Source organism: Kribbella sp. NBC_00482, from assembly GCF_036013725.1.
In the GTDB taxonomy this organism is placed as follows: Bacteria; Actinomycetota; Actinomycetes; order Propionibacteriales; family Kribbellaceae; genus Kribbella.
The window spans coordinates 6,796,586-6,808,411 of the sequence record NZ_CP107881.1; the positions used below are offsets into that span (position 1 = coordinate 6,796,586).

At 69.1% G+C, this 11,826-nt stretch carries 10 protein-coding genes; 5 read left to right on the forward strand and 5 right to left on the reverse strand.

Translation table 11 applies throughout. The features are described 5' to 3' along the window. The first annotated feature begins 60 nt into the window (after positions 1-60). On the forward strand, positions 61-1,026 hold the full coding sequence (locus OHB24_RS32925; RefSeq protein ID WP_327634781.1) for a BtrH N-terminal domain-containing protein: 966 nt from the start codon (positions 61-63) through the stop codon (positions 1,024-1,026). On the opposite strand, the gene OHB24_RS32930 is transcribed toward OHB24_RS32925, so the two are convergent. The 3 genes from OHB24_RS32930 to pepN form a co-directional block, all read right to left on the reverse strand. Continuing rightward, on the reverse strand, positions 1,007-2,203 hold the full coding sequence (locus OHB24_RS32930; RefSeq protein WP_327634782.1) for a tetratricopeptide repeat protein: 1,197 nt from the start codon (positions 2,201-2,203) through the stop codon (positions 1,007-1,009). The two genes, OHB24_RS32925 and OHB24_RS32930, sit on opposite strands and share 20 nt — an antisense overlap. Positions 2,204-2,230: 27 nt before the next feature. After that, positions 2,231-3,640, reverse strand: coding sequence for a septation protein SepH (gene sepH / locus OHB24_RS32935; protein ID WP_327634783.1), 1,410 nt, complete (start codon positions 3,638-3,640; stop codon positions 2,231-2,233). Positions 3,641-3,845: 205 nt separating this feature from the next. Beyond that, complete coding sequence (gene pepN / locus OHB24_RS32940) at positions 3,846-6,305, reverse strand: aminopeptidase N (RefSeq protein ID WP_327634784.1); 2,460 nt, start codon at positions 6,303-6,305, stop codon at positions 3,846-3,848. A gap of 34 nt (positions 6,306-6,339) precedes the next feature. On the opposite strand from pepN, the gene OHB24_RS32945 reads away from it, so the two are divergent. The 4 genes from OHB24_RS32945 (at position 6,340) to OHB24_RS32960 (ending at position 9,742) form a co-directional block, all read left to right on the forward strand. Continuing rightward, positions 6,340-7,284 (forward strand): aldo/keto reductase, encoded by a 945-nt coding sequence (locus tag OHB24_RS32945; protein ID WP_327634785.1) that lies wholly within the window; start codon positions 6,340-6,342, stop codon positions 7,282-7,284. Continuing rightward, positions 7,281-8,042 (forward strand): YaaA family protein, encoded by a 762-nt coding sequence (locus OHB24_RS32950; protein ID WP_327634786.1) that lies wholly within the window; start codon positions 7,281-7,283, stop codon positions 8,040-8,042. Before OHB24_RS32945 ends, OHB24_RS32950 begins: the two co-directional genes overlap by 4 nt. Before the next feature lie 125 nt (positions 8,043-8,167). Then, a complete protein-coding gene (locus OHB24_RS32955; protein WP_327634787.1) occupies positions 8,168-8,980 on the forward strand; it encodes an MBL fold metallo-hydrolase in 813 nt (270 codons plus the stop codon). Positions 8,981-9,112: 132 nt separating this feature from the next. Beyond that, positions 9,113-9,742 carry an HNH endonuclease family protein gene (locus OHB24_RS32960; RefSeq protein WP_327634788.1) on the forward strand — a complete coding sequence of 210 codons (630 nt, stop codon included), beginning with the start codon at positions 9,113-9,115 and terminating at the stop codon, positions 9,740-9,742. Positions 9,743-9,750: 8 nt separating this feature from the next. Here the strand turns inward: OHB24_RS32960 and OHB24_RS32965 are convergent, their stop codons facing one another. Then, positions 9,751-10,698, reverse strand: coding sequence for a MarR family transcriptional regulator (locus OHB24_RS32965; protein WP_327634789.1), 948 nt, complete (start codon positions 10,696-10,698; stop codon positions 9,751-9,753). A gap of 156 nt (positions 10,699-10,854) precedes the next feature. Further along, positions 10,855-11,808 (reverse strand): DUF389 domain-containing protein, encoded by a 954-nt coding sequence (locus OHB24_RS32970; protein WP_327641132.1) that lies wholly within the window; start codon positions 11,806-11,808, stop codon positions 10,855-10,857. Between the last annotated feature and the right edge of the window lie 18 nt (positions 11,809-11,826).

The following is an 11,826-nucleotide window of genomic DNA, read 5'->3' on the forward strand; positions in this document are numbered from 1 at the left end:
GTCCGTGATGTGTCAGGAGAGTCTCGACTCTCCGGCTGCCGGAGGGTCCATCATGCGGAGGTGCGAACAGATAGAGAAGGCGGCCGGCACTGCGAGACGACAGCGCTGGGTGTACTGCTCCGCGACCAGGGCGTGGAGCTGTCCGAGGCCATGCTCTTCGGGCTCGGCTCCGGGCTGTCCTTCATCTACTGGGACAGCAAGAGCCTCCACTTTCCCTTCCTCGGAGGACGGGTGAAGCCGTTCGAGCTGACCAGGAACCTGGCGCGGACCCTCGAGCTGGAGCTTCTGGTCCAGGAGACGACCTCGCCGCGGAGGGCCTGGGAGAACGTCGCGGCCTCGATCGACGCCGGGCGCCCGGTCGGGCTGCAGCTCGACAGCTACTACCTGGAGTACTTCAGCTCGAAGGTGCACTTCGGCGGTCACGTCGTGGCGATGTACGCCTACGACGACCAAGACGCGTATCTGGTCGACACCGACCAGCAAGGCGGAGCGGTGTCCACCAGCCTGTCCAGCCTCGCCGAAGCCAGAGCTGCGCGGGGTCCGATGACCGCCAAGCACCGGTCCTTCACCCTCGCCGCTCCCCGAGAGCTGCCGTCGCAGGCGGCTCGGATCGTTCCCGCGATCAACGCCTGCGCCGAAGCGTTCCTCCACCCGCCCATCGCCAACCTCGGTCACCGAGGCATCGAGAAGGCCGGCAAGCAGGTACGCCGATGGCTCGAGCGGACCGACGACCCGCAACGGGATCTGCCACAGGCCGCACTCCTGATGGAGAAGGCCGGCACCGGTGGCGCTCTGTTCCGGAACCTCTACCGCGACTTCCTCGGCGAATGCACCGAACTACTCGACAGCCGCGATCTGCTCACGGGGCACAAGCTGTACGGCGAAGCGGCCACCTTGTGGACCGAGGTCGCAGCACTGATCGGCACAGGAGATGCGCAGTGCCTGGTCAAGGCGGGCACGATCCTCGGCGACCTCGCGCGGATCGAGTACGACGCCATGCAGGCACTCAGCCGCCTGAAGGCCTGAGCAGCTCGGCCATCCGTTGTTCGGCCTCCTCCACGAGCACGGGGAGGTCGGTGTGGTCCAGCGTGTACTGGTACCAGTGGAGTGCGGCCTGTTTGTCGCCGACCCAGTAGGCGAGCTCGCCGAGATGGGCGGCCGCCAGCGGATGGGCTGCGTAGCCCGCCTCGATGTACTGACTGAACCACCGGGTCGACTCCGGCAGGTCACGCCGGTCTTTGGCGTGCAGCCCGAGGTTGAACATCGCCTCCTGGTACTGCTCGGACAGCTCGTGCTCGGTCAGCTTCGCGTAGACGGGCTGTGCGGCGGCCGCGTCACCCGCGAGGTCGTGCGTCTGCGCGAGAGCGAGAAGCGCAGCCGGATCATCACCTTGTGCTGCGTGGGTCAAGGTCGTCAGGGCTGACTCGAGGTCGCCTGCATCGCGCTGCAACACGCCGAGGAGGATCCCGGCCTGCGTCTGTACGTCGGCCTCCGGGCCTTCGGCCAGTCCGAGCAGGAGCCGCGCGCTGAACTGTCCGTCAGCGGTGAGAGCCTCCTGGCAGGCCTTGGCGGCCGTCGCGTTGTCGCCTTGCTTGATCAGGGTCTCGGCGATCCCGAGCCAGGCGGCGGCCAGGTACGTCGGATGGCCGAGCTGCACGACCTGCCACGCGGCTCGGACGGCAGCGTCGGAGTCACCGTGGGCGTGGTGCAAGGCGTAGAGCGTCAGGGCCGTCAGGGATCGGCTCCGTGCGTCGAGCGTCGTCACCAGGTGTGGGAGGACGTCGGCGCGCAGTTCTGGGTGGTCCGGCCAGATCAGGTCGTCGGTGAGTTGAGTGGTCAGGTCGTCAGTGAAGTTGACCTGGTCGAGGACGGCGATCAGCTCGGTCGAAGCGCGGTACCAGGCGCCGGCGAGCGCCGGTGCTTCGAGTTCCCGGGCGGCCAGCAGGCCGGCGAGGAGTGCGGCACGGTCTGTCAGGTGCGGCTCGGTCTCATAGGAGACGGCCGCGCGGAAGCATTCCCAGGCCTCGGTCGGCTCATCGAGCGCGAGGTAGCCCCAGCCGACGAGGAACGCGATTCGCTGGCCGTCCGGGACCTGATCAGCGAGCTCCGCTCGGCACTTCTCTACGGCGTCGGCAGCCGCCGGGTCTCGTCGTACGGCGAGCTTCGCGGCGGCCAGCGCGGAGAGTTCGAGGTCGGTGGGCACGGTCCGTGAAACTACGGGAACGCGGGTTCAGTCTGCTTTCTTGCCGAACATGATTTCGTCCCAGCTCGGGACGCTGGCGCGCTTTCCTCGGCGGGCAGGCTTCTTCTTGGTCTCGGCCGTGTCGTCGGTTGCAGGCTCGGCAGCCTCGGTGCTGTCGGGCTGGGCCGGTTGGGCGCTGGCTGCCGGGGGCTGCTCAGGCGTCTTCGGCTCGGGGGAGGTGCTGGGTGCCGGGTCGCGGACGGGGTCCGGGCGGCGGGGTTCCGACGTACGGGCTGCTGGACGGGGGGCTGGTTCGGAGCGCTCCGGGCGAGCAGGCTCGGGGCGGTCCTCCGGGGTGGCGGGGGAGGCGAAGGCGGGTGGGTCGGCGGGGCGTTCGACGGCGCGGACCGCGGGGCGTGGGGCCGGGGGCTGGTCGACCGGTACGTCGATCAGCGTCGGCTCCTCGTCCGGGTTCGGGACCGAGTGCACGCGCCGCGGACCACGATCCGCTTCCCGCGCAACCTCACGAGGGTAGTCGCGAGCGTCCCGTCCAAGGTCACGTCCACCATCACGTCCACCATCACGTCCACCATCACGTGCACCGTCGCGGGCATCGCGCCCACCATCGCGAACTGCGTCGCGAGTTCCTTCGCGGGAGTCCAGGCCGAACTCTCGGCCGTCGCCGGAAACCGGGTGGTTTCGGCGGCGGAGGCCGACGGTGTCCTCGAAGCCTGCCTCGTAGCTGTCGGCGCCGTGGTCGGGTGCGATCAGCGGGTCGATGTCCGCGACCGCGGCCAGCCGCCGCTCACCGGGCTGCGGCTGCACCGGCGTCGTCGTCGTGACCTGTGCCTGCTCGCCGACGAGCCACCGCGCCTCGTCGTCGTCGGGCACCGCGTACCGCCCGGGGGCGTCGTACGCGAACATCGCGATCTTCTCGTCCTTCTGCTCCGCCCCGGTGTCGGCACTGTCCTCGGACTCGACGAAGTACGACACCCGGACCGCCCAGCGGCCGTCCTCGCGCCGCCACGCGTCCCACTCGGCCGACGCCGGGTCGACCTGCCGCGTGCGCAGCCGGTCGGTGACCCACGCGCCGAGGTTCCGCGTGGGCGCGTCACCGCCACCACGACGACGGACGGAGGCACGCTGCGCGAGGCTGGCGATGTGGTCCCGCTCGGCCAGAACGGGGCCGGCGAACGCCATCACGCGTTCCATCGGCATCTGGGCGATAGCAGCGACCGCCTCGGGACTTTCGCCGGCGCGAATACGAGCCTGGATGTCTCGTGGGCGCAGCGCGCTCTCCATTTGAATCTCCAGCTGGCCGAGTCGGGCACGGTCGCCGCGGAGGGCCGCACGCAACCGGTCGTCGACCGGTACGGCGAACTCCTCACCCGTCTCTGCCATCGCCAGGATGAGTTGTGTTCCATCCTGGCTCAGACCGACGAGCCTCGCCTCGCGCATTGACCTTGTTCTCCTGTGCGGTTCTCGACAGTCTCTCCCGGGACGTACTGCCTGACCAAGACCGGCGCGCCGTGCCGCGCGGTCATTGTGGAGGTTACGTCACGAATCCACATCTTGCCTGGTCACCAGGGTCCTCCTGATCACACCAGTCACAGTAGTCACAACACGGTGTGACTGCGAACCACTCGTCAGCCCTGCAGCCCAATCAGAACGCGGATCGCACCGCAAGTGCACGCTTCAGGTCGTCCGCGCGGTCGCCGACGGCCCGCCGGATCGCGGCCGCCACGGATTCGTCGGCGATCAGGTCGGCGGCCCGGTCGACCACCCGCTGTTCGATCGCGTACCGGGGGAACGCACCTTGCGCGCTGGTCCCCACGACCCAGCCGGAGCGGAGCTTCTCGGTGCCGGGGATCTCCGCGAAGAACCGGTCGACGTACGACGCGGTGAGCTCGGCCTGTGTCGGGTGCCAGAACCCTTCGCACGCGGCGTAGAGCTCGTAGTTCGCGATGTCGGCGTCGGTGATGATCTGCGTCCACGCCCGCTCCTTCGCGGCGGCCGTCGGCAACGCGGCCCGGCACCGGGTGGCGTGGACGATGCCCTCGGACGAGGAGTCCCGCTCGAGCTCGGCGTTGATCTCGGCCTCGCCGATCGCACCGAGCCGGGCGAGCTGCAGCGTCACGATCCAGCGCAGGTCGGCGTCCATCGTGACGCCGTCAGGTACAGAGAAAGCAGAGTTGCCCACAAGCCAGCCGTTCAGCCGGTCGACATCATCCGTGAACCGCGCGAACCCGCGGGCCACCGACAGCTGCACACTGCTTCCGACCTCGACGGTCTCCAGCCGCGCACGCAGTACGTCGGCCAGCTGCCCGCGGTACGGCTCGTACGGCAGGTAGACGCCGAGCAGGTGGGTGTTCGACCAGTTGAGCAGCGTCCCGACCGCGATGTCGCTGGTCTCGGTGGGCAGCATCCCCAGCACGACGTCGAACCCGATCTTCGGGTCGAGCTCCGCGTCGGCGACCGCGTCCCGCACGCTGTTGAGGATGACGGCGCGGGTGACGCCGTCGGTGATCTTCGGCAGCAGCGCCGCGAGGTTGTCCAGGCTCAAAGAGTCGAGCCGGATCTTCGCCCAGCTGTCGTCGCCGGCGTCCGGGACCACGACGGCGAGCGATGGGTCCAGGTCGACATCCACCTCGTCGGCGTCGACGAGGACGTCGACCGTCGTACAGCGACCCTCGGCGTCGAACCCGCTGACGGTCAGCTTGTGCGGCCGTGTCGCCGGGTAGGCCTCGGGTGCTTTGCGGTGCAACTTGATGCCGGTGGCGGTCCGGGAGACGCTGATCGTGTCGAGGCCCGGCGTCCGCAGCCAGGCCTGCGCCCAGTCGTCGAGGCCGACCGCGCCGGCTTCGGTCCACTTCGCGACCAGGTCGGCGAAGGTCGCGTTGCCGAACTCGTTGGCGGCGATGTGCGCGTTGACGCCGGCCAGGAACACGTCGTCACCGAGGTACGCCGCGAGCTGCTTGAGGACCGCGGCGCCCTTCGCGTACGAGATGCCGTCGAAGTCGTCGAGCGACGCGAGCGCGTCCTTGACGGCGTCGGCAGCGATCGGGTGCGTCGAGGATCGCTGGTCGGCCTGCAGGCCCCACCACTTGCGCATGTAGGCGAAGTCGATCCAGTTGTCGGTGTACCGGGTCGCCTCGGTCGACACCCGGTGCGCCATGTACTCGGCGAACGACTCGTTCAGCCAGAGGTCGTTCCACCACTTCATCGTCACGGTGTCGCCGAACCACTGGTGCGCCATCTCGTGCACGATCGTCCGGGCCCGCTGGCTGCGCTCGCCGTCGGTGACCGCGGACCGGAACACCATCTGGTCCCGGAACGTCACGCAGCCCGGGTTCTCCATCGCTCCGGCGTTGAACTCCGGCACGAACGCCTGGTGGTAGTCGCCGAACGGGTACCGGTACCCGAACATCCGGTGGTACGCGTCGAAGGACTGCTTGGTGACCTCGAAGATGTCCGCGGCCTCACGGTCGAGGGCCTCCTTCAGCGACTGCCGCGAGACGACGCTGAGCGCGATCCCGTCGTGCGAGTCGGTGATCTGGTGGTACGGCCCGGCGACCACGGTGACGAAGTACGTCGACAGCCGCTTGGTCTCGGCCAGCTCCCAACGGCCGGGGGAGACCTGCGTCGCGGCGCCGTTGCCGAGCACGATCCACTCTTCCGGGGCCGTGACCTTGAAGCGGTACGGCGCCTTGAGGTCGGGCTGGTCGAAGCACGCGAAGATCCGCGGGCCGGCGTCGAGGAACGACATCGCGTACGTGTAGGCGAGACCGTCGGCGGCGTCGACCGCACGGTGCAGGCCCTCGCCGTCGTGCGAGTACAGCATCGAGGCGACCACGACGAGTTCGTTCTCCGGCTGCAGGCCGGTCAGCTCGAGCCGTCCGTCGTTCAGGCCGGCGACGTCGACCGCCGTACCGTTGAGCGTCACGGAGATCAGCTCGTCGGGTTTCACGTCCACCCAACTCGACTGATCAGAGGCGGTGAACCTGATCGTGGTGGTGGATCCGAACGTCCGCTCGCCCTGGGTGAGGTCGAGGTCGACGTCGTACGACTGGACGGAAAGCGCGGCGGCCCGAGTGCGGGCGCCGTCGACGGTGAGACTCGGCATGAGGGCCACTGTATGCCGAGACTAGGCTGAGCACATGGGTGATATGGAGTACCGGCAGCTGGGTGACTCAGGGCTTGCAGTCAGCGTGGTTGGGCTGGGGTGCAACAACTTCGGCGGACGGCTGGACGCGACCCGGACGGATGCGGTGGTGAACGCTGCCGTCGACGCGGGGATCACGCTGTTCGACACCGCGGACGTGTACCGCGGTGACCACGGCTTCAGCGAGGAACTGCTCGGAAAGGCGCTGGGGAGCCGCCGTGACGAGGTGGTGATCGCGACCAAGTTCGGCGGCGACATGCACGGCGTGAACGGGCCGGACTGGGGTGTCCGCGGCTCCCGTCGGTACATCCGCAAGGCGGTCGAATCAAGCCTGCAGCGGCTCGGTACTGACTGGATCGATCTCTACCAGCTGCACGTCCCGGACCCGGTCACCCCGATCGAGGAGACCCTGTCCGCCCTGTCCGAACTCGTTGCCGAGGGCAAGGTCCGTTACCTGGGCAGCTCGCAGTTCGCGGGCTGGCAGGTGGTCGACGCCGAGTGGACCGCCCGGTCGAACGGCCTCGAGCACTTCATCAGCGCGCAGAACCGGTACTCGCTGCTCGAACGCGAGGCCGAGGACGAGCTGGTGCCCGCGTGCGAGCACCTGGGGATCGGCATCCTGCCGTTCTTCCCGCTCTCGTCCGGCCTGCTCAGCGGCAAGTACAAGCGTGGTGCCGCGGCGCCCGAGGGCACCCGGCTCGCGGGCCAGCCGGACCGGCTTGCCCGGGCCGACTTCGACAAGATCGAGGCGCTCGAGACGTTCGCGGCCGAGCGCAACCTGACGATGATCGACGTCGCGATCGGCGGCCTCGCGGCGCAGCCTGCGGTCGCCTCGGTGATCGCCGGCGCCACTACCCCCGAGCAGATCACGCAGAACGTCGCAGCCGGCCGGTGGGACCCGACACCCGCCGACCTGGCCACCCTGGACGAACTGACGTGACCCTGATTCTCCTGCCGCCGTCCGAAGGTAAGACCGGACGGTCGCGCGGTCGTGCCGTCGACTTCGGCACGCTGTCGTTCCCGGAGCTGAATCCGGTCCGCGAGCAGGTCCTCGAGACATTGGCGAAGGTCTCCGCCTCCGCCGATGCGCACGACGTACTGGAGGTCGGCGCCTCGCTGCGTGACGAGGTCGAGCGCAACACCCGCTGGCGCACCGAACCGTCCGTGCCGGTCTCCGAGCTGTACTCAGGTGTCCTGTACGACGCCCTCGGCTACTCCACGCTCTCCGCGGGCACGAAGCGTCGCGCCGCGAATCGCCTGCTTGTCATCTCGGCGGTCTGGGGCGCGCTTCGACCGGCCGACCGCGTCCCGCCGTACCGGCTGTCGATGGGTACGACGCTCCCGGGCCACGGACCGCTCGCATCGGTCTGGCGCGATCCGCTGAACGCCGCGCTGGCCGGCGTCGACGGTGTGATCGTGGACTGCCGGTCCTCGACGTACGTCGCGGCGTGGCGGCCGTCCGGCGACCAGGCGGACAAGTGGGTGTCGGTGAATGTGGTGCGGGAACGCAACGGTGTGCGGTCGGTCGTCTCGCACAACGCGAAGCACACCCGCGGCCTGGTCGCGCGGCATCTGCTTGAGTCCGGCAAGGACCCGGGCACGCCGAAATCACTGCACAGACTGATCAGCGACCGTTGGAACGCCGAGCTCGACCGCACGGCGGCCGGCTGGACGCTGACCGTGGTGGAACACGACTGATCCTTGCCGTCGGCATCTCCTCCGCTCCCGCGCTTGACACGGTCCGGATCGCGGCGGACGCTCCGAAGAAGAGCAGGTCCGGGGCCGCTCGCCGTGGGTGACGGCGGCACTCCACAGGGGGCATCATGCGGATCAATCGTGTCGGCGCTGACATCAGCGTGCTCAGTGATCAACTGCCGGTACCGGGCATCGGTTTCCTGCCCGTCAACGCGTTCGTCCTGCTCGCGGCCGAACCGCTGGTGGTCGACACCGGGTTGAGCCTGCCCGGTCGCGGCTTCATGGACGCGCTCGGCTCGGTGGTCGATCCGGCCGATGTGCGGTGGATCTGGCTGACCCATCCCGACCGCGACCACACCGGCTCGTTGTTCGACCTGCTGGAAGCGGCACCGCAGGCACGCCTGATCACGACCTTCATCGGCGCCGGCATCATGTCGACCGAGCGGCCGCTGCCCATGGACCGGCTGTACCTGCTGAACCCCGGCCAGTCGCTCTCGCTGGGGGACCGCACCGTGACCGCCTTCCGGCCGCCGCTGTACGACAGCCCGGCGACCGTGGGCTTCTACGACGACCGGTCGCGGGCCTGCTTCAGCTCCGATTGCTTCGGAGCGCCGATGCCGACATCGGAGCTCGCCGACTGCGGCGATGTCAGCGATGCCCCGCGGGACGCGCTGCGTGGCGGGCAGTTGCTGTGGGCGACGATCGACAGCCCGTGGGTGCACAACGTCGACCAGGAAGCGTTCCGGCGTACTGTCCAGCCGTTACGGGAGATGAACCCGGACGTCATTCTCAGCAGTCACCTGCCGCCGGCTCCGGGGCACACCACGAACTTCCTGGATCTGCTCGAGACGGCACCGCAGGCCGATGCGTTCGTCGGACCGGACCAGCACGCCTTGGAGGAGATGCTCGCCGGCTTCGAGCCGGCCGGCGCCGCACCCTGAGCCGCTGGATGGGCAGCGTCCTACGTTCACGCGACTGTAACTGGTAAGTGGTTTCCTACACTGTGTAACCGGGGAAGGCTGAGGGGCAGCAACGTTCAGGGGGGATTCCGCCCTACCTCGGAGGCCTGACCGATGCAACGCAGGACTGCACTACTGACAACCGTGGCGGCAGCCGCGGCCGCGTGGACGCTGAGTGCCGGACCGGCGCTGGCGTACCCGCCGACCCCGCCGTCGGCGAGCACCGCCGCGACCCAGCTGGCGAGCCTGACCGTGAAGACGGAGGGTTCGAGCGACGGCTACAGCCGAGACAAGTTCCCGCACTGGATCAACCAGTCCGGGACCTGCGACACCCGCGAAGAGGTGCTGAAGCGCGACGGCTCCGGCGTGACCGTGGACAGCAGTTGCCAGCCGTCCGCCGGCCGCTGGTACAGCGTGTACGACTCGACCTGGGTGGAGGACTCCTCGGACGTCGACATCGACCACATCGTGCCGTTGTCCGAGGCCTGGAAGTCGGGCGCGAGCGCGTGGACCACCGCCAAGCGGCAGGAGTTCGCGAACAACCTGACCATCTCGCAGCTGATCGCGGTGACGGCGTCGAGCAACCGCTCGAAGGGTGACAAGGACCCGTCGGAGTGGAAGCCGCCGAACACCTCGGTGCACTGCATCTACGCCCGCGAGTGGATCTGGGTGAAGTACACCTACAAGTTGTCGCTGCAGTCCGCTGAGAAGACAGCGCTGACGCAGATGCTCGGCACCTGCTAGATCCTTGGCTAGTCCTCGAGTAGATGGCGGCGCTGGGCGTGGATGCCGGCCTGGAACCGGGTCCGTGCACCCAGCGTCTCCATCAGCTCGGCCACCCGGCGGCCGACGGTCCGGCTGCTCAGCGCGAGCTGCCGCGCAATCGCGTCGTCCTTGAAACCGGCCGCTAGCAAGGTCATCAGCCGGGCGTCCGTCGGGTCGGCCTTGGCGGCCGGGACCACCGGCACGGCCTGGTCCCACAGCAGCCAGAACATCTCGATCAGCGCGTCCAGCAACGCACACGGGTGTACGACGAGTGCGCTGTCGACCAGCTGGTCCACCGACAGCGGCAGGAGCGCGATCTTGCCGTCGAACACGGCCAGCTTCATCGGCACCTGCGGATGCACCCGCGACGTCTCACCGGCGTCGGCCGCGCTGTACGCCTCGTCGACGCCGCCGGGGATGTCGAGCGAGTCGGGGGAGTAGATGCCGTGGACGACGACCCCGTCACCGAGGAGCCCACGCACGGTGCTGTCCGATTCGGCGGCCTGCGCGGCGTACGGCGGCCGGTCGAGGACGAGGAGCTGGTCGTTGGTGCCGTTGAGCAGCTGCGCGAACCGGGCGGCGATCGCCTCCTGACCGACGATCACCTCGACGAGGTTCTCCGGCCGGTACTGCTCCTGCGTGCTCAGCTCGGACAGCAGCACCCGGGCCTCGGCGCGCACGCGATCGAGCTCGGCCCGGCGTACGGCGACCAATGCGTCGACCGCGACGTCCGGGCGGGTCGGGAGCAGGCGGACCGGGTCGTCGGCGGTGCTGGTCAGTAGACCGAGCTTCTCGAGCCGACCGATCGTCGCGACGACCTCGTGCTCGTCACGGCCGAGGCGGTCGGCGAGTTCGCGGACGCCGCAGCCCGGGGCCGACAGCAACGCGCGGTAGGCGTCCTCATCGGACGGCTCCACCCCAACCGACTCCAGCATCCGATCAGGCTATCTCGTCCCGTGGACGGACTCGACCGGTTTGGCTACTTCGCGCCATGTCCGGGATACGTCAACACCCTGTCAGGTGCGGGGACCCGTCAGGTGGGGTATGTCTGATGGAGCCGGGCGCGCGCGGATCGGACAGGGGACGTCTGGTCAAGCCTCAACGCGCGCGCCCGTCCTTCGCTTCACCTTCAGGTAACTGCGCCAGATCAGTCGCTGCAGCAGAAGGGTGACGACGCCCGCGGCGGTCATCCCGGCGAGGTTGATGCCGAGCTGCGCCGCGGACCCGCCGATCTGGTGCGGTGCCCAGAGCGCGAGGGACAGCGCGAAGTCGCCGGCGGCGGGCACCGTCGTGACCGAGATGAACACGCCGACCAGCGCGTTGCCGCGACCGGCCGTCTGCGACAGCACTCCGGCGCATCCCGCGAGTACGGCGACGACCGCGGACCACTTGTCCGGGCGCCAGATGAACCCGGTCAGCGGCCGGGCCGCCGTGACGTCACCGACGTCGACCCAGCCGACGGCGCGGGCCAACAGCGCCGCCAGTGCCGTCAGCGCGATCGCGAGTACGAATCCTTTGACGAGGAGCGACAGCGACCTCTTGGTCAGGCCGCCCTTGCGCAGGAAGATGCCGACGGCAAGGGCGGCCACCACGCCGAACTCCGGGCCGACCACCATGGCGCCGACGACGAGGATCGCGGAGTCGGTGATCACGGCGATCGAGGCGATCATGGTCGCCAAGGTGAGGAACACGTAGTACACCCAGGACCCGCCGGCCTCGTTGTACGCCTGGTCCACGACGGCGTCCCAGATGACCGCGTCGTCGGGTGCGCCGGGCGCCGCCTGCTCCGCGGCCTGGGCGTTCCGCGACGGCGCCGCGTCCACGGAGGCCATCGCCACCGAGCCGTCGTCGTACAGGCCCTGTGCCTTGAGCCAGCTGAGGACGTCGGAGGCGGCCTCGCGGGTCACGTCGCACTCGACCACGTCGCCCTCGGGACGGCGGGCGGCGCCGGGCAGCCGGACGATGCTGGTGACTCGCGGGTCCTCGACGAGCGTGTTCAGGACGCGCTCACTGCGGTCCGGTGGGACGATGAGTCGAAGGTGCATCACGGGCCACATGCTGTC